The organism is Azoarcus sp. KH32C, from assembly GCF_000349945.1.
Classification (GTDB): domain Bacteria; phylum Pseudomonadota; class Gammaproteobacteria; order Burkholderiales; family Rhodocyclaceae; genus Aromatoleum.
The window spans coordinates 46,429-69,074 of record NC_020516.1; the positions used below are offsets into that span (position 1 = coordinate 46,429).

Consider the following 22,646-nt stretch of genomic DNA (forward strand, 5'->3'; position numbering starts at 1 on the left):
CGATGTCCGACCGTATCCGCATCTTCGGCGCGCGCCAGAACAACCTCAAGAACCTCTCGCTCGACATCGCGCTGAACGAGCTGACGGTCGTTACCGGAGTCTCGGGCTCCGGCAAATCCTCGCTGGTCTTCGACACGCTCTACGCCGAAGGCCAGCGCCGCTACGTCGAGACCTTCTCGCCGTACGCGCGGCAATTCCTCGACCGCATGGACAAGCCCCAGGTCGACCGCATCGAAGGCGTGCCGCCGGCGATCGCGATCGACCAGACCAACCCGGTCCGCACCTCGCGCTCGACGGTCGGCACGATGACCGAGCTGACCGACCACTTCAAGCTGCTCTACGCCCGCGCGTCGAAGCTGTACTGCCGCGGCTGCGGCAAGGAAGTGCGGCGCGACGATCCGGACAGCGTGCACGCGGCGCTCGCCGAACGCTGCGGGACCGACGATCCGCGCCTCGTGCTGACCTTCGCCGTACCGGTCCCGGCGAATTTCAGCGAAGACGAAGTCACGCAACTGCTGAACCAGCAGGGCTATATGCGCATCCATGCGCGCGAGAGCGGCAATGGCGCGAACGGCGGCGACGTGCTGCACGTCGTGCAGGACCGCTTCCGCTTCTCCAACGCCGAACGTAGCCGCGTCATCGAAGCCGTCGAAACCGCGATGACCCACGGCCACGGCCGGCTTGCGGTGCGCGCACAAGCGGAGGGCGGTGAAACCGTATGGCGCTTCTCGCGCGACCTGCTCTGCGCCGACTGCGACATCCACTACTCCGACCCGACGCCGGGCCTCTTCTCCTTCAACTCCCCGATCGGCGCCTGCGACACCTGCCGCGGCTTCGGCCGCGTGATCGGCGTCGACTTCTCGCTCGTTGTCCCCGACGAATCGAAGACGCTCGCCGAAGGCGCGGTGAAACCCTGGCAGACTGCGAGTTATCGCGAATGCCAGGAAGACCTCGCGAAGATGGCGAAGAAGTACGGCGTCGCGATGGACATCCCCTTCCGCGACCTGCCGCCCGAGCACCGGCAATGGCTGCTCGAAGGCGATCCCGAGTGGAAGAGCTGGGAGTCGTCCTGGCCGCGCAAATGGTACGGCGTCCGCCACTTCTTCGACTGGCTGGAAACCAAAGCCTACAAGATGCACATCCGCGTGCTGCTGTCGCGCTACCGCAGCTACACGGAATGCCCCGCGTGCAAAGGCGCCAGACTGAAGCCCGAAGCCCTGCTCTGGCGCCTCGGCGAGAAAGCAACGAACGAGACGGCGCCAACCAGCGAGAATGCCGAGAACCGAGCCGCTGACGTGGGGGCTTCCGGGGCGAGGCGTCCGCCACGCGTTCAACGAGCACCGGAAGCCCCCGCGGCGGCGGCGAATCAACGCCCCGAACAAAACGCACACAAACCCGGCCTCGCGATCCACGAGCTGATGGCCCAACCCGTCAGCCGAGTCCGCGACTTCATCGCCCGCGTCGATCTCCCCGCCGGCCTCGACGAAGCCACCGACCTCCTGCTCGGCGAAATCCGAAGCCGCCTCGACTACCTCGCCAACGTCGGCCTCGCCTACCTTACGCTCGACCGCCAGTCCCGCACCCTGTCCGGCGGCGAAGTCCAGCGCATCAACCTCACGACCGCCCTCGGCACCTCGCTCGTCAACACCCTGTTCGTTCTCGACGAACCCTCGATCGGCCTGCACCCGCGCGACATCGACCGCATCCTCGCCGTGATGACGCGGCTGCGCGATGCCGGCAACACGCTGGTCGTCGTCGAACACGATCCGCAGCTGATGTCCGCCGCCGACCGCCTGCTCGACATCGGCCCCGGCCCCGGCGAACGCGGCGGCGAGATCGTCGCCTATGCGACGCCGGCCGAGCTCGCCGCCGACCCGGCGTCGCTGACCGGGGCCTACCTCGCCGGCAAGAAACGCGTCGACGCCGGCCGCCGCCTGCGCCCGGTGGCGGCGGAGGATCCCGTGCTGCGCCTCGTCGGTGCGCGCGAGCACAATCTGCGCGACGTCGATATCGCGATTCCGCTCGGCAAGCTCGTCTGCGTCTCCGGCGTGTCGGGTTCCGGCAAGTCCAGCCTGATCCAGGATGTCCTCTATCCCGCGCTCGCCAAGCACTTCGGCCAGGCGACCGAAGCCCCCGGCGCCTTTGCGCGCCTCGAAGGCACTGAGCACATCGCCGGCGTCGTGATGGTCGACCAGTCCGCGATTGGCAAGAGCGCGCGCTCCAACCCCGTCAGCTACGTCGGCGCCTGGGACGCGATCCGCACCCTGTTCGCCAACCTGCCCGAAGCAAAGAGTCGCGGCTACACCCCCGGCACCTTCAGCTTCAACTCCGGCACCGGCCGCTGCCCGACCTGCACCGGCTCGGGTTTTGAGCACGTCGAGATGCAGTTCCTGTCCGACGTCTATCTGCGCTGCCCGGACTGTGACGGCAAGCGCTACCGCCCCGAAGTGCTGGAACTCGCGTGGCGCGACAAATCGGTATCGGACGTGCTCGAGATGACGGTCTCGGAAGCGCTCGCCTTCTTCGCCGACCAGCCCGCCGTGCAGGCCGCGCTCGCGCCGCTCGCCGACGTCGGCCTCGAATATCTGAAGCTCGGCCAGCCGGTGCCGACCTTGTCCGGCGGCGAGGCGCAGCGCCTGAAGCTCGCCGGCCACCTGGCGGAAGCCGCGAAACTCAGCGGCAAGAAATCCAAGGCGAAATCGCAAGCTGGCCGCCTACTCTTCCTCTTCGACGAACCGACGACCGGCCTGCACTTCGAGGACGTCGCGACCCTGCTGCGCGCCTTCGAGAAACTGCTCGACGCCGGCCACGCGCTGGTCGTCATCGAACACAACCTCGACGTGCTGCTCGCCGCCGACTGGATCCTCGACCTCGGTCCCGAAGGCGGCGAAGCGGGCGGCGAACTGGTCGTCGCCGGCACGCCGCAGACGGTGATGGCCTGCGCCGAATCGCACACTGGTGTCGCGATGCGCGCGTACACGGAATCGCTCGGCAAGCCGACCGCGGCGGTCGCCGAACCCGTCGCCCGCTACCGCCCGGTCGCCGCGCCCGCGATCGAGATCCGCCACGCTCGCGAACACAACCTGAAGAACGTCAGCCTGACGATCCCGCGCGACCGTTTTACCGTCATCACCGGCCTGTCGGGATCGGGCAAGTCCACGCTTGCCTTCGACATCGTCTTCGGCGAAGGCCAGCGCCGTTACCTCGAATCGCTGAACGCCTACGCGCGCCAGTTCGTGCAGCCGGCCGCGCGCCCCGATGTCGATGCGCTGTTCGGCATCCCGCCGACAGTCGCGATCGAGCAGCGCGTCAGTCGTGGCGGCAGGAAGAGCACGGTCGGCACGCTGACGGAGATCCAGCCCTTCCTGCGCCTGCTGTATGTGAAACTCGGCACGCAGTACTGCCCGAACTGCGACGTCCCGGTGTCGCCGCAGAGCTTCGATGCGATCGCGGCGCAGATCCTGCGCGATTTCCGGGGCGCGTCGGTCGAACTGCTCGCGCCGCTCGTGACGAACCGCAAGGGTCTGTACACGGCGCTCGCGAAATGGGCGAAAGGCAAAGGTTTCGAGCAGCTGCGCGTCGATGGCGGCTACTTGCCGACCGCGAAATGGCCGCGGCTCGACCGCTACGTCGAGCACACGATCGAGTTGCCGGTCGGCATGGTCGTCGTCGGGCCCGAGCATGAGGCGGCGCTGCGCACGCAGCTCGCCGAAGCGCTCGAGCACGGCAAGGGCGTCGTCAAGGTGCTGCAGCTCGGCAAGGTTGGTGCCCAGCCGCACACCTTCTCGACGCTGCGCGCCTGCCCGTCCTGCGGCGACAGCTTCCCGGAACCCGATCCGCGCCTCTTCTCGTACAACGCCAAGCACGGCTGGTGCCCGAGTTGCTACGGGACGGGCCAGCGCACGATCGGCCGCGTCGAGGATGCGAACGAGCTGGACCTCGCCGAGACGGAACAGGTGACCGAAGAGGTCTGCCCGACCTGCGAGGGCGCGCGACTGAATCCGATCGCGCGCGCCGTGCGCTTCCGTGACCTCGGTATCCACGAGCTCTCTTCGCAGCCGGTCGAAAAGGTCGCCGGCTTCTTCGATACCTTGAAGCTCGAAGGCCGCGAGACCGATATCGCGCGCGATCTCGTCGCCGAGATCCGCGGCCGGCTCGACTTCCTGCAGCAGGTCGGCCTCGCCTACCTCGCGCTCGACCGCGGCGCGCCGACGCTGTCCGGCGGCGAAGCGCAGCGCATCCGCCTCGCCGCCCAGCTCGGCTCGAACCTGCGCGGCGTGTGCTACATCCTCGACGAACCGACGATCGGCCTGCACCCGCGCGACAACCGCATGCTGCTCGACACGCTCGAAGCGCTGCGCGACCGGGGCAACACGCTGCTCGTCGTCGAGCACGACGAGGACACGATCCGCCGCGCCGACCACGTCATCGACCTCGGCCCCGGCGCCGGCGTGCGCGGCGGCGAAGTCGTCGCCGAAGGCCGGCTCGCGGACCTGATGGCGGCCCCCGCTTCCGCGACCGGCGCCTGCTTCCGCGCGCCGCTGCAGCACCCGATGCGCCCGCCGCTGGCGATCGCCGACGACCATCCCTTCCTCGTCGTGCGCGATGCGACGCTGCACAACCTGCAGGCCGTCGACGCGCGTGTGCCGCTCGGCCGCCTGACGGTCGTCACCGGCGTGTCCGGCTCCGGCAAATCGACGCTCGCGCGCGACGTGATCCACGCGAGCCTGCACGCGCTGCTCGGCGACCCCGACGCCCAGCGCGCCCGCCGCCGCGGCGAGGCACAGTCGAGCGCCGCCGAGCCCGTCGGCTGTGAGCGCATCGAGGGCTGGCAAGCGGTCGGCCGCGTGCTCGAAGTCGACCAGACCCCGATCGGCAAGACCCCGCGCTCCTGTCCCGCGACCTACGTCGGCTTCTGGGACGCGATCCGCAAGCTCTTCGCCGAGACGTTCGAAGCCAAGACGCGTGGCTGGAACGCATCGCGCTTCTCCTTCAACACCGGCGCCGGCCGCTGCCCGGTATGCGAAGGCCAGGGCCAGACCACCGTCGAGATGAGTTTCTTGCCCGACGTGAAGCTGCCCTGCGACGCCTGCGGCGGCGCGCGCTTCAATCCCGAGACGCTCTCCGTGCGCTGGCGCGACAAGACGGTCGCCCAGGTGCTCGCGATGCCGGTCGACGAGGCCGTCGACTTCTTCGCCGCGCACCCGTCGATCGCGCATCCGCTGGCGTTGCTGCAGGACGTCGGCCTCGGCTACCTGACGCTCGGCCAGCCCAGTCCGACGCTGTCCGGCGGCGAAGCCCAGCGGATCAAGCTCGTCACCGAGCTCGCGAAGGTGCGCGGGCGCGCCGGCGAGAGCGCGAAGACCGGCGGCCGGCCGCTGCCGCCCGAGAAACACACGCTGTACGTGCTCGACGAGCCCACCGTGGGGCTGCACATGGCCGACGTCGACAAGCTGATCCGCGTGCTGCATCGCCTCGCGGACGCCGGCCACACCGTGCTCGCGATCGAGCACGACCTCGACGTGATGGCCGAGGCCGACTGGCTGATCGACCTCGGCCCCGAAGGCGGCGACGGTGGCGGGCGTATCGTCGCGCAGGGGCCGGTCGTCGAGGTGTGCAAACGCGAAAATTCGCACACCGCACGCATCCTGCGGGAATTTCTCGCCGCGCGGGCGGCTGAACCGATGGGAGCCGCGAATCGGTGAACGTCTGCAGCAGTCTGGTAACCCCTGTCACCGACTCGCGAGCACTCCGCCCGCACTAATCCTTCTGCGCATCGCGCGCCTGACTTCTCCGATGAAGCGCCCGTGGTTGAAGTCGGATTTCTCGATGATCTTCATGACGTGGCTGTTGAGTCGGTCGCGATCTTCCGTCGTGATCTGCTTGGCCGTTACGACGATCACCGGAATCGTTGCAGTTTCCGCGTGGCCCTTTAAGGCTTCGACGACGTCGAAGCCGCTGACCTCCGGCATCATCAGGTCGAGCACGATCAGGTCCGGATGCCGGGTGATCGCGAGATCGATGCCTTCCTGACCGCCGAAAGCGGACAGCACGCGGCATCCCAGGCTGTCGAGCTGGGCGCCGATCAACTGTACCGCCTTGGGATCGTCGTCTACCACCAGCACGGTGCCAGGGACTTGCTCCGCCGTGTGAAAGCCGATGGCGTCGAGGGCATGCGTCAAGTCCCGCGGACTGACCGGTTTCTGCAGAACTCGGGCAGCGCCGAGCGACATGCCGCGATTGCTGTCCGCAACGATGGATACGATCACCACGGGCACTCCATCGAAACGGTGTTCGCCCCTGATGCGCTCGAGGAACTCCCAGCCGTTCATGCCGGGCAGGAGGATGTCGAGGATGATGACATCTGGCATGTCCGCCGCAGGCCGTTCGAGCGCCGCTTCGGCATTCGCCACCCGCACCACGCCGATCCCGGCGGCCTCCAGTTGAAGACGAAGCAATTCGGCAGCCTTGTCGTCGTCCTCGATCACGAGCGCCAGGGCGGGCTCCTCGGCCGCGGGGGACGCGGCGCTTGCCGTCGACCGTGGGGACGACGAGGCGGGCTCGGCCGACTCGATCGAGGCTTCTCCCCCGGTGCGCCAAGGCAGCCGGACGGTGAAGGTCGAACCTTTTCCCGGCTCGCTCACTAGCGCCACGGAACCACCGTGCAATTCGGCAAGGCGCCGCACCATCACCAGACCCAGCCCCGTGCCCTCGTAGCGGCGTGACAGCGCGCTATCGATCTGGGTGAATGGCTGAAACAGCCGCGCCTGATTCTCGGCACTGATGCCGATGCCGGTATCGCGCACGGTGATTTCGAGATATTCGTCAAAGCGCCCATCCTTCGCCGCGTCGCGCCGGACCTTGCGTGCCGCCACATATACTTCGCCGCTCTCGGGGGTGAACTTCACCGCATTGGATATCAGGTTGTAGAGGATCTGCTTGGCCTTGCGTACGTCGAGCCACACTTCGCCGACATCGTCCGGCACTTCGGCGGTCAGACGGATCCGATTGGAAAGCGCCCTTTCCCTGACCACCTGCAGCGCGTCCTGTACGAGCGCGGAAACGGATTGCGCTTCCAGGCTCAGCGTCATCTTCCCCGCTTCGACCTTGGAGAGGTCGAGAATGTCGTTGATCAATGACAGCAGGTGACTGCCGCTGGTGAAAATGTCCGCGGCACATTTCTCCTGCCTTGGCGTGAGTTCTCCCATCAGCCCATCTTTGAGTATCTCCGAGAAACCGATGATGGCGTTGAGCGGCGTCCTCAACTCATGCGACATGTTGGCCAGGAATTCCGACTTGGTCCGGCTTGCCTCTTCAAGTTGAAGATTCTTACTCGCGATTTCCTCACTACTCGCTCGCAGTTGCTCGGCCAGCAGTTTGAGGTCGCCGTACTGCTTGAGGTTGTGCAGGGCCACGCCAATTTGCCCCGCAAGGTGTTGCAAGAAGTTGCGATCCTGGTCGTCGACGGCCTCGCTGGCGGCGAGCACCAGTACCGCGAGGCGCTTGTCCTGATAGCCGATGGGAAGCAACAGCACCTCGGCCGGCGGGAAATCGCCCAGTCCCGTTTGCAGCGTCCAGCCCGTGCTTTCGAGCACGATCGGCTTTCCCGCCCGGCCGGCCTCGCCGAGCAGCCCTTCTCCGAGCGCGAACTCGCGGGCGGCGTCGGCGGCAAGACCGTGCGCCGCTTCGCGCCCGTAGTGACCATTCCACTCGTCGAAGGTGTAGAACGCCGAGGCTGGAAAGGGATGGTTGTCGGCGAGCAAGCCCAATAGACCGTCGAGAATTCTGCGTCGGTCGAAGCTGCTGCTGAACAGCGCCAGCGCCATGGCCTGTGTCTCGTTGTACCGGGCCGCTGTGCGCAATTCCTGTTCCGTGCGCAACAGGACGGCATTGGCGTCTGCGAGCTGCCGCGTCCGTTCGATCACACGTTGCTCGAGGGTCGCATTGGCCTCTTCGATCTGCGCATTGGCCTGGGCCAACTCCTCCAGGCGATGTTTCAGCGACCGTCTCATCGCATCGAAACTGGCCGCGAGGGCTGCGACCTCGTCGCTGCCACCGATCGATACCGGCTGATCGAGATTGCCTGCGCCGAGTTTGGCCGAGGCCTGCTCCAGCTGCATGATGGGGGAGACGACCCGACGACGCAGCACCTGCAACAGCATCAGGATGATGCCCGCGAGCACGGCGACCGATGCCGCGACCACGGCCGTCACCCACTGCTTCTGCTCACGCGTGTGCTGCACGGTCCGGTCATGGATGCCCAGCAGGTCGGTGAGGATCGCAGTCGAGCGCACGCTGAGCTCACCGCGGATCATTTCATCGAATTCAGTCCGGACTCGCTCCTCATCCGGTACGGACAGGCGGTCGAAGAGGATGCGGAGTGACTCGTTCTCGCGCGCGATTCGGGTTTTCAGCGCCTGCGCCGGACCATCGACGGCATCCACGTCGGCCAGCACTTGAGCGAACTCGGCCTGCTCTGCTTTCCATTGCAGTGCCGCCCGAGGATTCTGCGTCTGCTGGAATTCGAACATGAAACCGCGCATCGTCATCGCCTTTCGCACCGCAGAATCCAGCCGCCCGGTAATGGATGCATATTGCGCGTCCAGGACGAGCAGGGCCGCGATCGTGGCGCTCACGATCACCAGGCTGGCGATGCTGGCAACCGTGGAGAGTTGGAGGGTTCGGTGGATCCGCACGGTGGTTCATTTCACGATGCTGACACCGGACGGCTTCAGCGCCCGGAGCGGTTCGATCTCGAACGCATTCAAGACATCGGGCACCGATCCGGCCGGTACGAAACCGCGCCGCAGGATCCAGCGCGCCTCGCTTTCGGTGGCCAGCAACAAGGACTGATTGAGTGTCACCTCATAGGCGAGCGGGTTCCAGTTCGCCCGCAGCGCTGCAATGTCGGTACCGGATGCCGACGCGATGATGGTCATCGCCTCGTCCGGGTGCTTTGCGGCGAACGCTTCCGCCTTCAGCAACGCGCGCAATAGACGATCAATGGCCTCGCGGTGAAGCTGCGCGTAATCGGAACGAACCACGAGGTTGAAGTTGAACGAATAGATGCCGCTGGTCGAGAAGTACTCGGCCCGTTCACCGAGTTGCTGCTGCACCTGATACAGGAAGGGGTGCCAGACCGCTTCGGCGTCGACCTCGCCCGAGACCAGAGCGGACACCAGTTGGTCCGGCTTGATCTGCACGAGGGTGACGTCCTCCAGCGGAATGCGGTGATAGGCGAGGAAGGTTTCAAGCAGGTAATGCGACGCGGTTCCGGCGACGATACCGATCCGCTTGCCTTTCAGGTCCTTGGGCTGGATGACGCCGCGATCGCGGCGGCCGACGATCCCAGGGTCCTCGACGGAGTTGAAGATGCTCCCGACGATCTTCAGCTGTCTGCCTTCCAGCAGGACCTTGGCAATGGGCGTCTCGGCGGTAGTTCCGACGTCGGCATTGCCCTGCAACACCGCCTGGATCGCGTCGTAACCGAGTGCCGGGCTCTGGATCGTCGCGCTCAACCCCTCTGCGGCGAAGTAATCCTTTGCGATGGCGATGTCCACGAGGCCAGAGATCGGTGCGCGCAGCCGCGCGATTACGATCGGAATGGGCGCGGGTAGGGGGCGACTCGAGGAAGACTCCAAAGCTGCGACGATGCCGATTACGACCAGTACCGCTGCAAGAACCCAGGCTTGTTTCTTGTTCATTGTGCGTCTCCTGGAGGACAGTGCGGTCAGGCACTGGGTCGGTCGCCCAAGTGGCGTTCCAATGTGGCCAGAAAATCCTTATATCGGAAAGGCTTGGAAATGTAGCCGTCGCAACCGGCGGCGAGTATTCGTTCTTCATCACCCTTCATCGCCAGGGCCGTGAGGGCGACGACCGGAATGGCACGCGTGGCCGGATCCCTCTTGAGCAAGCCGGTGGCTTCCATCCCGTCCATCCCTGGAAGATGCATATCCATCAGGATCAGGTCCGGCTTTTCGGTGCGTGCGAGCGTCAAGCCGATTTCGGCGTCGATGGCCTGTAGTGCACGATGTCCATTCGATTCCACAAGGAAGACGGCCAGTTCCATGTTGGTTTGGCTGTCCTCGACGATGAGTATGGTTGCCATCGTGAGCCACCTCCGCGGGAATGGGATTCAATGCAAGACCCGAATTCACGTCTGAGCACTTGTATTGATTGCTGGTTTCGCGATGTCGTCAGTGGCAGCATCTGCTCACAACGCCAAGATAGATCTCCGCGTGCGTCAATGCCAGAAGTCCCTCACACGACTGCTGAGGGGCGTCGGGACGTCCGCCGGACGAACGAAGCTTCGCCGCCGGATGAAGTCGGGAACCAACACTACGCGGCTTAGCGGCCGGCATGATCGTCGTGGCGAAGCCGCAGTGACGGGAAGCCGGTGCGGTGAGGCACAATGTTGTGAAGGGGCAGCGCACGCCTGACCGAAGAGAGGAATGTAGACATGACCCGTCGCCCGATCCTGCTGTGGGATCTGCCCACCCGCCTCGCCCACTGGCTCCTCGTCGCGCTCGTCGCCGTTGCGATCGTCAGCGTGAAGATCGGCGGCAACGCGATGGAATGGCACGGGCGCGTCGGCCTCACGATCCTCGGCGTCGTCGTATTCCGCATCGTCTGGGGCCTCGTCGGTTCGACCTATGCGCGCTTCGCGCACTTCCTGCCGACGCCGGCGAAACTCCGTGCCTATCTGCAGGGCGACTGGCGCGGCGTCGGCCACAACCCGCTCGGCGCGTTGTCGGTACTTGCGCTGCTGTCGCTGATGGCCGGCCAGGCGCTCGCCGGCGCCTTCGCAAACGACGACATCGCGTTCTACGGTCCGCTCTACCACGCGGTGTCGGCCGAGCTCTCGGTCGCGCTGACGGGCCTGCATCGCAAGGCCGAGTGGATCGTCTACGCGCTCGTCGCGCTGCACGTCGGCGCCGTCATGTTTCACACCCACGTGAAGAAGGACAACCTCATCGCGCCGATGATCACCGGCCGCAAGACGGTCGCCGACCCGGCAATCGCTTCGGCGCAAGGCGGCGGCTTCGTCGCGCTGATCCTCGCGCTGGTCCTGGCCGCGCTCGTCGTGTGGCTCGTGTCCGGCGGCCTGCTTCCCACTGCGCCGGAAGCGGTTCCGGCGTCCGCCCCAGCCTGGTGATTGATTCCCTGGCCGATCACCTCGTGAATCTACAACGCCGTGTAAATTGGACCGCCGCTCAGAACGGCACGCTGCTCTCGAAGCTCACCGGCAGCTGCGTTGCGGGGTGATCGAAGGAGATGCCGGCGGCGTGAAGCAGCATGCGCGGATGACGCTCCGCGCTCTCGGGCGGCGCGTAGAGCGTGTCGCCGAGGATCGGGTGGCCGATCGACATCAGGTGCACACGCAGCTGGTGCGAGCGTCCCGTGACTGGTTCGAGTTCGACGCGGGACACGGCATCACGGCCCACGCCGTCGCGGGCGAGCACGTGATAGCGCGTCAGCGCCCGACGGCCGCGCTGGTCGACGATCTGGCGCGGACGGTTCTCCCAGTCGCAGATCAGCGGCAGGTCGATCTCCCCGCCTTCATGGTCGACGTGGCCGTGCACCTGCGCAAGATAGCGCTTGCCGACCGTCTGCCTCTCGAACGCCATGCTCATCCGCCGGTGCATCTCCGCGCCGCGCGCGAGCACGATCAGGCCCGAGGTCGCCATGTCGAGGCGATGCACGATCCGCGCGTCAGCATAGAGCGCCTGCACGCGGGCGGCGAGGCAGTCCTGCCGTTCCTCCCCGCGTCCCGGCACGGAAAGCAGGCCGGCAGGTTTTTCGGCGACGATCAGCGCGTCGTCGGCGTAGAGAATGGTCGGAGCAAGATGCGGCACGGCGGGCAGGCGGATCAGCAAAATCCGCGTTTTACCAAGAATCGCGCGCGAGGACAATGGAAGTCCGCAACAGCCCGCCGGCGCCGTCGATCATTCCTCGATGCGGAACTTGTCGTGGCAGGCCTTGCACGCCTTGCCGGTCTCGCCGAACTGTGCCTTGATCGCGGCCGGATCGCCTGCCAGTGCGACCTGTTGCAGCTTGTTCGCCTGCTCGACGAGGTTCCGCGCCAGCTTGCCGACCTCATCCTGCTCCTTGAACAGATCCGGCTTCACGCGCGTCTCCTTCCAGCCCTTGCCCTTGTCGGTGCCCGGCGCGAACAGCGCCCCCATGCCCGAGTTCGCGACCGCGGCAACGGCGTTGGCCGCCGCGGCGACCTGATCCTTGTTGTACGGCGTCGCGCCATCGACGACCTGAGCCTTGATCTTGCCCATGTTCCACGCCATGAAGGTGTAGCCGGACTGGCGGAAGCGGATCGCATCCTCGGTCTTCATTTCGGCGGCTGCGGTGGCGGCTGCGACGCCTGCGAGCGACAGGGCGGCCAGGGCAAGGGTCGTGGAGCGGAAGGTCTTGTTCATCGTTCGATCTCTCTTCATGTCTGATGGATAGCGGCCGGACGCCGCCGCTGCGGGCCGGCGTCCGATGCATGAACAGCAGTGTAGGGAGATCTATTCCATCGCCAAGCGCACGGTGACCTGGGTCACACAGGCGATGACGGAAATCCGGCGGGACGGGACCGCATGCAGCCCCGTCGCGTCGCCTCGGTTGAGCCGCTCACTTGATCCGAATCGGCACGAAGATGCGCGCGTTGCCGCGTTGCGCGAGGAGCGCGAAGCGGTTGCCGGCCTTTTCGACCAGTTGGCGCAGAGCCTGGAGGCTTGTCACCGGCTGGTTGTTCAGCGCCAGGATCACGTCCCCGGCCTGCAGTCCGGCCTGTGCCGCCGGCCCGCTCGCGCGCTCGACGACCACGCCGCCGCGCACGCCCAGCTGCGAAGCCTCTTCCGCGGTCAGCGCCCGCCCGGTCAGCCCGAGCTTGCCGCCGGCATCCTCGCCGCGCGGCGCGCCGCCGGAAGGCTCGGCCACCGTCTCGCTGCGCATCTCCCCGAGCGTCGTCGTCACCGTGCGGCTCTTTCCGTCGCGCCAGATTTCGAGCTTCACGCTCGTGCCCGGACGCTTGTCGCCGATGATCCGCGGCAGGTCGCCCGAATCCTCGACCCGCACGCCATCCACGGCGAGCACCACGTCGCCCGCCTTCACGCCGGCCTTGTCGGCCGGCGAATCCGCCTCGACGTTCGACACCAGCGCGCCGCGCGGCTCGCTCAGACCGAAGGATTGCGCAAGATCCTTGTCCAGGCCCTGGATCGTTACCCCCAGCTTGCCGCGCTGCACGCGCCCGTACTTGACGATCTGCTCCTTCACCTTCAGCGCGACGTCGATCGGGATCGCGAACGAAATCCCCATGAAACCGCCCGAGCGCGAGTAGATCTGCGAATTGATGCCGATCACCTCGCCGTTCAGGTTGAACAGCGGACCGCCAGAATTGCCCGGGTTGATCGCGACGTCGGTCTGCAGGAAAGGCACGTAGTTCTCGTCCGGGAGCCGACGCGCCTTGGCCGAGATGATGCCCGCGGTCACCGTGTTGTCAAAGCCGAAAGGCGAGCCGACCGCGATCACCCATTCACCGACGCGCGCGCGCTCCGGGTCGCCGGTGCGCACCGTCGGCAGCCCCGTCGCGTCGATCTTCAGCAGCGCGATGTCCGTCCGCTTGTCGGTGCCGACGACCTTCGCCTTGAATTCGCGTTTGTCGATCAGCTTCACGGTCACTTCCGACTCGCCTTCGCCGACGACGTGCGCGTTCGTCAGTACGTAGCCGTCGCCGCTGACGACGAAGCCCGATCCGATGCCGCGGCTGATGCGCGGTCCGCGGTTGCCGTGCCCGGGCTGCCCCGGCGTCCCAGGCAGGGGCACGCCGAAGCGCCGCAGGAAGTCGTAGAACGGATCGTCGGGGGACAAGCCGGCGATGTCCTCATCATTTCCGCGCTGCTTCTGCACCACGCTGATATTCACGACCGCCGGTCCGACCTGTTCGACCAGATCGCTGAAATCCGGCAGGCCGTAGCGGTTCGGCGCGCCGCCCGGCGAGGGGGCGACGGCGGATGGGGTGGCTGCCACTGCCGGCACGGAGCCGAAGGTCGTCGCGAGACCGGTGGCGACGGTCATGATCGCGACAAGAATCGTCTTTCGCATGCTCTGTTGATCCCCGAATGGTGATGAATGCCATCGGTAGACGGGTGCAGCCCGCAGTCGTTCCCGGCGAACCGGCAATGACGGAAAGATTTCAGTTTATTGCGGGATCATCGAGCGCATCCTGCGCCAGCGCGACCTCCGAAATCGTGCGCAGGAATTCCACGCTGCAGGCCTGACGCACGCCGCACATCACGGCTTCGGCGAGCTGGATCATGAATTCCCGTTCTCCCGGATCGCTGTACATGGGGATCGAGATCCGGCGTCCCTGAAACTGCTCGGGATGCTCGAGGATTTGCCGTGCGACGCGCGGCAGCGGGCGGCCCTTGGAGGGGGCCGCCGACCTCTCCGCCTCGCCCGCGTCCGGGACCTCGCCCGGGACCTCGGCAACCGGGCCGTCGTCCTGCGACAGTTGGCAGGACAGGCTCGTCGTCGCGGTGTCGTGCCAGCACACCCAGGTGGTGTGGGCCGTGCTGCCTTCCGCATGAGCGGGTTTGCCGTAGAACAAGGACATGATCATCGCCACGCCGAAGCAGGCCCAGCGCACCATGCCATCGACAATATTCCGATCGGCACGTACGGCAACACGATTGATTTTCCGGTCCATATGCCCACCTCGTCAGCGATGGGTCAAGCATAGGGATCCCGGTCCCGCGGGAAAATTCGTTCAATTGCTCACGGCTATGCGTAGATCTACCTATACTGCAGTCGGCAGAACCGCTCTGCATAAATGCTGTAGCGGGGACACAGACCCGGGAGGAGTCCAGGATGGCCACCGAACAGTGGGTCGCGATCGTCGATGATGACGAGGCGTTCCGCAAGTCGCTCGAGCGCGTGTTCCGCTCGGCCGGTTTTCACGTCGAATCCTTCGGCGGCGCCGAATCCTTCCTCGCCGGCTACATCCCGAAGGACGAGGCCTGCATCATCCTCGACCTGCGCATGCCCTTCGTCGGCGGCCTCGAACTGCACGAGCGCATGAAGGCACGCGGCATCGACCTGCCTGTGATCATCTACACCGGCAACGCCGACGTGCCCGTCACCGTCCGCGCGATGCAGGCTGGCACCTTCGCCGTCCTCGAAAAGCCCCTCAGCAATGAGTTGCTGATCGAGCAGGTGCGCCTCGCGATCGCGAGCACTCGCGGCCGCCGCGCCCGTCGCGGCCAGATCGCCGTCGCGCGTGCCCGCCTGGCGCTGCTCACCGAGCGCGAACGCGAAACCGCGCTCCACCTCGTCGACGGCCTGTCCGCGCGCGAGGTCGCCGACCGCCTGGGCATCAGCCCGCGCACCGTCGAAGCCCACCGCATGAACCTCTTCCGCAAGCTGGAAATCAAGTCCGGCGCCGAACTCTCCCGGCTCTTCGTGCTCGCCGAGTTGGGCGACGTGTAGCCGTTCCCCCCGTCGTCGCTCAGAATTCCGTCGTCACGCTCAAGGCCACCTGCGGCTCGACGCGATTCACCGGCCGGTCGCCGGCCAGGCGCTGCAACGGGTAGTTCGCCAATTCCTGGTGTTTTCCGAGCAGGTTGATCCCCGTCAGGCGCACCTCCACGCGCTGACCGCCATCGAGCACGAAGTGGCGTGCGATGCTCGCATCCGCGGTCGTGTAGGCCGGCACGCTGTAGCGGTAGCTCGGCGTGAAGCCGTTGCCGGCATCGACCGGACCGCTGCGCAGCAGCGTCAGTGTGCTCTGCCACGGCCCGCTGCGCTGCAGCCAGGTCAGGCTCGCGGTGTAGGGGGCGACGCTGCGGCGGATCGCCTCTTCGTCCGATTGCGCCCGGATCACCGTGTGGCTGAAAAGCAGCTGCCCGCCTTCCCAAGGACGCACCTGCAACTGGTACTCGATGCCCTCGACACGGATCGCGTCGTCGCGATTGACCCACTGCGACGGCGGAAGGAAGTGCTGCACGATCGCCTGGAAGGGGTTCGTCGCCGGCACGTCGACCGCCTGGCGGCGGATCTGGTCGCGCGTTTCCTCGTGGAAGAGGCGCACGTCGATCTGCGCGCGGCCGTCGGGCAGCTGGCCGAGGAAGCCCAGCTCGAAGGCATCGATGCGCGGCGGCTCGATGTCGGGATTCGCGATCTGGCGCTGTTGCAGCAGCAGCGTCGTGCCGGGAACGTAAATGCGCACGTCGGCATTGCGATCGAAGATGCCGGGCTGGCGGTAGGCGCGCGTGTAGCCGATGCGCCAGGACTGGGCGGTGTCGGGCAGCCAGTTCAGGAATACCCGCGGCGACAGCCGCGTCTGGTCGTACTGGGCGTTTTCGGCCATCAGGCCGGCGTTCAGCAACCACTCGTTTGCGAAGTGCCATTCGCTGTTGCCGTACAGCCGGGACGTGTCCTGCGACTGTTTCGGGTCATTGTAGAGCAGGAAGGGCGAAACGAATTCGTCGCGGCGCCATTCCGCGCCCCATCCCAGCCGCAGCCGGTCGGAGGCGGTGAAATGATGTTCGAACTCGAGGTTGTGACGCGTCGTCGCGTTGTTCTCATTGACCGGCACTTCGACCAGCGGCACCCCGAGCCCCTGTAGACCGCGACTGCTGATCTTCCACTCGTCGCGCGCCTTCTCGCGCGCGTAGTTCGTCGACAGCACGAACTCTTCGTCGCTCGTCGGTGCGTGGCGCCAGCGCAGCTGCACGAACTCCGAGTGCATCGCTGCCTTGCGCTTCGGATTGCTGTTGAACTGGGTGTTGTCGTAGCCGCGTTCGCGATCGCTGTGCATCACGCCGGCGGCCATCGTGATCTCGTCGTAGGTGCTGATGCGCAGGTCGCCGCGCAGATTCGCGCGGTTGGTCGTGCGGTCATCGTGCAGTCCGCCCATGCCGTCGTCACGTTCGCGCTGCACCGTCAGGCGCAGGCCGAGCGGCCCCTGCTGGCCCACGGCGCGTGCGCTGCCCCCCGCGATGCCGTTGGTGCCGCCGCGCAGCATGACCGCGCTGCCGGTCTCCTCGGAAGTGTGGCGCGTGATGATGTTGACGATGCCGTCGAAGGCCTGCGAGCCGTAGGCGGCCGAATCGGTGCCGCGCACGACCTCGATGCGCTCGATGTCCTCGATCGCGATCGGGATTCCCCCGGCGAAGGCGCCTCCGAAGTACGGCGCATACAGCGGACGCCCGTCGAGCAGCAACTGCACCTGCCTCGGGTAATCGGTGCCCGGTCCGTGATAGCTCACCCACTGGTCGTTGCCGGTTTCCTGCGCGATCTGCATCCCTGGCACCAGCCGCAGCAGGCGCCCGATGTCGCGGTAGCCGGTCGCACGGATCAGGTCGCGATCCAGGATCGTGATCGCGGCGGGCGTCTCGCGTTGCGGCTTCGGCATCCGCGACACCGTCAGCACGACGGGCAGAGGTTCGAAGAATGCCTGTTCGGATTCGAGGGACTGGCCCGAAGCCGGGCAGGACAGGACGAGTAGGGCGGCTGGAAGCAGTCCTGTATAGCAGGAAGTGGGTTGCATGGCGGGGATTCTTCTTTTTTCGCTGGGGGCCACAAAGACCATGACACGTTTTGAAACATTATAAGGGACACGGCGGCGGGGGATTTTGACCATGTTCAAGATCCCAAGCGGAGTACCATCATCAACGTACGCTATCGAATTCGCTCTCCGGCACGCCTGCAGCCATGACTCTGACCGACCTCCGCTACCTCATCGCCCTGGCCCACGAGCGCCATTTTGGCCGCGCGGCCGAAAAATGCCACGTCAGCCAGCCGACCCTGTCGGTGGCGATCAAGAAAGTCGAGGACGAACTCGGCGTGCAGCTCTTCGAGCGCAGCGCGACCGAGGTGAAGATCACCGCCACCGGTCAGCGCATCGTTGCACAGTCGGAAAAGGTCCTGATGGAAGCCGCGCAAATCCACGAGATCGCGGCGGCCGGCAAGGATCCGCTGTCCGGTCCGCTGCGCCTCGGCGTGATCTTCACGATCGGCCCCTACCTGCTGCCGCGTATGATTCCGCGCGTGCATCGGCTCGCGCCGCGCATGCCGCTCATCATCACCGAAAACTACACCACGCGCCTGCTCGAAGCGCTCAAACGGGGCGAACTCGACGTCATCGTGCTGTCGCTGCCGTTCGAAGAGGCTGGCATCGTCGCACAGCCGGTCTACGACGAACCCTTCCGCGTGCTGATGCCCGCCGACCACCCGTGGACGGCCCACGAAAGCATCGAACCTGACCGCCTTTCCGACGAACATCTGCTGCTGCTCGGCGCCGGCAACTGCTTCCGCGAACAGGTACTCGAAGTCTGCCCGCACTGCCGCAGCGTCAGCGGCCTGCAACGCACGCTCGAAGGCAGCTCGCTCGAAACCATCCGCCACATGGTCGCGACCGGCCTCGGCGTCACGGTGCTGCCCAGTTCCGCTGCGGATGAGCTGCCCGGACAGAACAACCTCGTCGCCGTCCGCCCCTTCGCCGATCCCGAACCTTCGCGTCGCGTCGTGCTCGCTTGGCGCGTGACCTATCCGCGCAGCGGCGCCATCGATGTGTTGCGCACCGCCATCCTCGAAAGCCAGCTCCCCGGCGTGCGGCCGATCGGCCGCGCAGTGCCGCTCGAAAGCGGAACGGTCAGCGCCGTGGCGTGATCCATTCCCGCGCCGCGCCCGATCGCGCGGCGTAGCGTTGGCGATACGTGGGCTTCACGCGAGGCCGAACATGAGTGCTCCCCTTGTCATCGTCGGAACGGGCATGGCCGGATACGGCGTGTTGCGGGCATTGCGCCACGTGGATACGCGCCAGCCAGTGTGGATCGCCGCCGCCGACGACGGCGCCGCCTACGCGAAGTTCGAACTCGCCACCGCCCTTGCCCAACGCCGCGAAGCAGGCCAGCTGGTGGTCGCGACCGCCGAGCAGATGGCCTACCGCTTCGGCGCGACGGTCGAGCCGCATTGCCGCGTCGTCGCCATCGACCGCGAGCGCCGCGTCGTGCGTACCCAAACCAGCGGGCGGGCCAGCGGGGAGCAAGCCTATTCCCGCCTCGTCCTCGCGACCGGAGCCGAAGCCGTGCGCCCTTCCGCGATGCGCGGCAGCGCCGCCGACCGCATCCTGACCGTCAGCAGCCTGGCCGAATACACCTACCTGCGCAGCGAACTGGCGGGCCGCAAGCGCGTCGTGGTGCTCGGCGGGGACCTGCCGGGGTGCGAGCTCGCAGGAAACCTGCTGCGCGGCGGCTGCGAAGTGACGCTCCTCGAACCGCAAAATCGCCTGCTTTGCGACTCCTTCCCGACGCTTTGCGCCGGTCGCATCGAGCAGGACCTGCGATCAGCGGGCGTGAGTCTATGGATCGAAGACGGCATCCATCGCATCGAGCAGCGTGGCTATGACCTCGAGATCACGACCCTCTCCGGCCTCCGCCTCATCGCGGAGGTCGTCGTCGCGGCCCTCGGCAGCCGGCCGCGCAGTACGCTCGCGCGCGAGGCCGGCCTCGACGTCGCCTCCGCCATCGTCGTCAACGGCCAGATGCGAAGCTCGGACGAGCACATTTTCGCGGTCGGCGAATGCGCGCAGATGGCAAACCGCGTCTTTGCGCATGTCGACGACATCGAGGAGAGCGTGCGCGTGCTGGCCGGGGGCCTGACGGGAGGGAGAAACCGCATGCTCCGCTGGCATCCCCGCTCACGACGCATGCAGACCGGTTGCAGCGAGGCCGTGATCTGCGAGCCGCCGCGCGGACTCGACGGCGAATGGCACGAGTGCGCCACGGGCCGCGGCGTGCGCGCGCTGTTCCATGACCGCAGCGGGAAGTTGCGCGGCTTCGCGCTGGTCGGTGCGACCACCGACGAGACGCATCGCCTGCTGTCCGGCGTCGGGCACTGGTGGTCCGGCTGACTCTGGACACGGCGCGGGCCGATCGGCCCGCTCGCCGTGTCAGCTTTCTGCGCTGCGCCGGCGCGTGGCCGGCTTCTTCGCCGCGGTGGCCGGGGCCGCCTTTTCTCCGCCCTTGCCGGCTGCCTCGTCCGTGCCGCCTTCAGCCGGTTTGCCGTTGCCCGCCTTGCCTTTCGCGCCGGCCTTCGGCGCCTTCGGTTCGAATTCGAAGCCGACCTTGCCGTCCGCGCCCCGTACCAGGAAGGCCGAGAACTTGCGCTTCGTGCGCGTCGATACGAAGCCCTTCAGCAGGTCGGTGCGCCCGTCGGCAAGCAGCTTCGCCATCTGCTCGCGCTCGACCGGTTGCTGCAGAATGACCTTGCCGGAGCGGAAATCGCAGGATTTTTCGGGTCCCACTGACTTTTCGCAGACGTAGGCCATGCCGTGCTCGTACACCGGCGACGCACACTTCGGGCACGGGCCGAGCGCTTCCTGGCCCGAGAAGTCGACCGCTTCCGCGCCCTCGCCGTCGTCCTTCGGCTGGCCGAAATCGAACTCGGGCTGCTTGTCGTCGTTGAGCTTGATCTCGGCGTTGAACAGTCGCCCCATCTTGCTGCGGAAGCCCACCAGCGGGCCGACGCGGCCGGTGCGCAGCAGCGTTTCGATCTCGTCGATCTCGAACTGGCGCCCGGCCACGATCTTCCACGCGCTCCAGTCGCAGGCCTGGCAGGCGAACTTCTTGTAATTCTCCTTCACCACGCTGCCGCACTTCGGGCAGGGCGTCGACAGCGTGACGAAATCGCCCGGCACGGTGTCGGATTCATAGCGCTTCGCGCGCTCGACGACTTCGCGTGCCATCTCGGCGATCTCGCGCATGAACTCGGGCCGCGACAGCTGGCCGCGTTCCATCTGCGAGAGCTTGTGCTCCCACTCACCGGTCAGTTCCGGCGAAGTCAGCGCCGACACGTCGAGGCCCTTCAGCAGCGTGATCAGCGAGAACGCCTTCGCGCTCGGGATCAGCTCGCGGCCCTCGCGATGGATGTACTGCTCCGCGATCAGCCCTTCGATGATCTGCGCCCGCGTCGCCGGCGTGCCGAGGCCGCGCTCGGCCATCGCCGCGCGCAGTTCCTCGTCATCGACCATCTTGCCCGCGCCTTCCATCGCCGACAGCAGCGTCGCTTCGTTGTAGCGTGCGGGCGGCTTCGTGACGAGGCTCTTCACGACGAGGTCGTCCGTCGACACCGTCTCGTTGGGCTGCACCGCGACGAGCTGCGCGCCGCCGCCGGTACCATCCTCGTCGTCCTTGACGCCTTCCTTGCCGTACACCGCGAGCCAGCCCGGATTGACGAGCACCTTGCCCTCGGTCTTGAACGCTTCACCCGCGACGCGCGTGATCCGCGTCGTCACGCGGTATTCGGCGGCCGGATAGAACACCGACAGGAAGCGGCGCGTCACCAGATCGTAGATCTTGTGTTCGGCCTCCGACAGGCTCTTCGGCACGGTGCCGGTCGGGATGATGGCGAAGTGATCCGAAATCTTCGCGTTGTTGAAGATCCGCTTGTTCGGCTTCACCCAGCCCTGCTTCGCGATCTCGTTCGCGAAAGGCGCATACGCGTCCGGCAGCGCCCGCATCACGTCCTTGACCGTGCCGAGATAGTCCTCGGGCAGCGCGCGCGCGTCGGTACGCGGATAGGTCAGCACCTTGTGCTTCTCGTACAGCGCCTGCGCGATCTGCAAGGTCACCCGGGCCGAGAAGCCGAAGCGGCCGTTCGCCTCGCGCTGCAGGCTCGTCAGGTCGAAGAGCAGCGGCGAGAGCTGGGTCGAGGGTTTGGATTCCTCGCTGACCTGGCCCGGTTTGCCGTCGCACTTGGCCTTGATCGCCTCGGCGCGCGTCTTGTCCCACAGCCGGAAGGCCGTCGCGTGCTCGTCGCCCTCGGCCTTCTTGAAATTTTCGTCGAACCAGCGGCCCGCGTAGCTGCCGGCCTGGCAGCCGAAGGACGCTTCAAGTTCCCAGTAGTCGCGCGGCTTGAACTGGCGGATCTTTTGCTCGCGCTCGACGACGATCGCGAGCGTCGGTGTCTGTACGCGCCCGACCGTGGTCAGGTGGAAGCCACCGGTCTTGGAGTTGAACGCGGTCATCGCCCGCGTGCCGTTGATGCCGATCAGCCAGTCGCTCTCGGCGCGGCACACGGCAGCCGAGCGTAGGCCCTCGACCTCCTGCGCCGAGCGCAGGTGCGCGAAGCCCTCGCGGATCGCGTTGGCCGTCATCGACTGCAGCCACAGGCGCGACACCGGCTTGTCGGTCTTCGCGTGCTGCGCGATGAAATTGAAGATCAGTTCGCCCTCGCGTCCCGCGTCACAGGCGTTGATGAGGCCGGTGACGTCCTTGCGCTTGATGAGCCGCGTCAGCAGCTTCAGGCGGTCGTCGGTCTTTTCGATCGGTTTGAGCGCGAACTGCGGCGGGATCACCGGCAGGTGGGCGAAGGTCCATTTGCCGCGCTTGACCTCGTATTCCTCGGGGACGACCAGTTCCAGCAGGTGGCCGACCGCGGACGACAGGACGTACTCGTCCGACTCGAAGTAGTCCTTTTCCTTCGTGAAGCCGCCCAGTGCGCGAGCAATGTCCTGCGCGACCGAGGGCTTTTCCGCGATGATCAGTTGCTTGCTCATGCCGGTGTGGCTGCCTTGGAAAGCCACAAAGGGCTTTTGTCTATAGGGTTATGAAGCGGCGCATGATAAGCAGGCCGCCGTGACGTCCGCA

The 22,646-nt window shown here is 66.4% G+C and carries 14 protein-coding genes; 5 read left to right on the plus strand and 9 right to left on the minus strand.

The features are described 5' to 3' along the window. Positions 1-2 precede the first annotated feature (2 nt). A complete protein-coding gene (locus AZKH_RS00185; protein ID WP_015433699.1) occupies positions 3-5,705 on the plus strand; it encodes an excinuclease ABC subunit UvrA in 5,703 nt (1,900 codons plus the stop codon). Positions 5,706-5,732: 27 nt separating this feature from the next. Here AZKH_RS00185 and AZKH_RS00190 read toward each other — a convergent pair whose 3' ends face one another. The 3 genes from AZKH_RS00190 to AZKH_RS00200 are packed head-to-tail and all read right to left on the minus strand — an operon-like array spanning position 5,733 to position 10,108. Continuing rightward, complete coding sequence (locus AZKH_RS00190; RefSeq protein WP_015433700.1) at positions 5,733-8,696, minus strand: response regulator; 2,964 nt, start codon at positions 8,694-8,696, stop codon at positions 5,733-5,735. Between the two features lie 6 nt (positions 8,697-8,702). Continuing rightward, positions 8,703-9,704, minus strand: a complete 1,002-nt coding sequence (locus AZKH_RS00195) for an ABC transporter substrate-binding protein (protein ID WP_015433701.1) — start codon at positions 9,702-9,704, stop codon at positions 8,703-8,705. Between the two features lie 26 nt (positions 9,705-9,730). After that, positions 9,731-10,108: a response regulator gene (locus AZKH_RS00200; protein ID WP_015433702.1), complete on the minus strand. Its 378-nt coding sequence runs from the start codon at positions 10,106-10,108 to the stop codon at positions 9,731-9,733. Between the two features lie 351 nt (positions 10,109-10,459). Between AZKH_RS00200 and AZKH_RS00205 the strand changes: the two genes are divergently transcribed. Further along, positions 10,460-11,155: a cytochrome b/b6 domain-containing protein gene (locus AZKH_RS00205; protein WP_015433703.1), complete on the plus strand. Its 696-nt coding sequence runs from the start codon at positions 10,460-10,462 to the stop codon at positions 11,153-11,155. 58 nt (positions 11,156-11,213) lie between these two features. Here the strand turns inward: AZKH_RS00205 and AZKH_RS00210 are convergent, their stop codons facing one another. The 4 genes from AZKH_RS00210 to AZKH_RS00225 form a co-directional block, all read right to left on the minus strand. Beyond that, positions 11,214-11,876: an RluA family pseudouridine synthase gene (locus AZKH_RS00210; protein WP_015433704.1), complete on the minus strand. Its 663-nt coding sequence runs from the start codon at positions 11,874-11,876 to the stop codon at positions 11,214-11,216. A 69-nt stretch (positions 11,877-11,945) separates the two neighbouring features. Beyond that, positions 11,946-12,431, minus strand: a complete 486-nt coding sequence (locus tag AZKH_RS00215; RefSeq protein ID WP_015433705.1) for a cytochrome c — start codon at positions 12,429-12,431, stop codon at positions 11,946-11,948. Between the two features lie 196 nt (positions 12,432-12,627). Beyond that, positions 12,628-14,100, minus strand: coding sequence for a DegQ family serine endoprotease (locus AZKH_RS00220; RefSeq protein WP_015433706.1), 1,473 nt, complete (start codon positions 14,098-14,100; stop codon positions 12,628-12,630). A 91-nt stretch (positions 14,101-14,191) separates the two neighbouring features. Continuing rightward, positions 14,192-14,704, minus strand: a complete 513-nt coding sequence (locus AZKH_RS00225; protein ID WP_041655759.1) for a hypothetical protein — start codon at positions 14,702-14,704, stop codon at positions 14,192-14,194. A 161-nt stretch (positions 14,705-14,865) separates the two neighbouring features. Here AZKH_RS00225 and AZKH_RS00230 point away from each other — a divergent pair, with 161 nt between their 5' ends. Beyond that, positions 14,866-15,483 (plus strand): response regulator transcription factor, encoded by a 618-nt coding sequence (locus AZKH_RS00230; RefSeq protein ID WP_015433708.1) that lies wholly within the window; start codon positions 14,866-14,868, stop codon positions 15,481-15,483. A 19-nt stretch (positions 15,484-15,502) separates the two neighbouring features. On the opposite strand, the gene AZKH_RS00235 is transcribed toward AZKH_RS00230, so the two are convergent. Further along, positions 15,503-17,545 carry a TonB-dependent siderophore receptor gene (locus AZKH_RS00235; RefSeq protein ID WP_015433709.1) on the minus strand — a complete coding sequence of 681 codons (2,043 nt, stop codon included), beginning with the start codon at positions 17,543-17,545 and terminating at the stop codon, positions 15,503-15,505. Positions 17,546-17,709: 164 nt separating this feature from the next. Here AZKH_RS00235 and AZKH_RS00240 point away from each other — a divergent pair, with 164 nt between their 5' ends. Both AZKH_RS00240 and AZKH_RS00245 read left to right on the plus strand, forming a co-directional pair. Next, complete coding sequence (locus AZKH_RS00240) at positions 17,710-18,666, plus strand: hydrogen peroxide-inducible genes activator (protein WP_015433710.1); 957 nt, start codon at positions 17,710-17,712, stop codon at positions 18,664-18,666. A 70-nt stretch (positions 18,667-18,736) separates the two neighbouring features. Continuing rightward, on the plus strand, positions 18,737-19,909 hold the full coding sequence (locus AZKH_RS00245; protein ID WP_015433711.1) for an NAD(P)/FAD-dependent oxidoreductase: 1,173 nt from the start codon (positions 18,737-18,739) through the stop codon (positions 19,907-19,909). Positions 19,910-19,948: 39 nt separating this feature from the next. On the opposite strand, the gene AZKH_RS00250 is transcribed toward AZKH_RS00245, so the two are convergent. After that, entirely contained in the window at positions 19,949-22,555 is a 2,607-nt protein-coding gene (locus tag AZKH_RS00250; RefSeq protein WP_041655760.1) for a DNA topoisomerase III, read from the minus strand. Positions 22,556-22,646 lie beyond the last annotated feature (91 nt).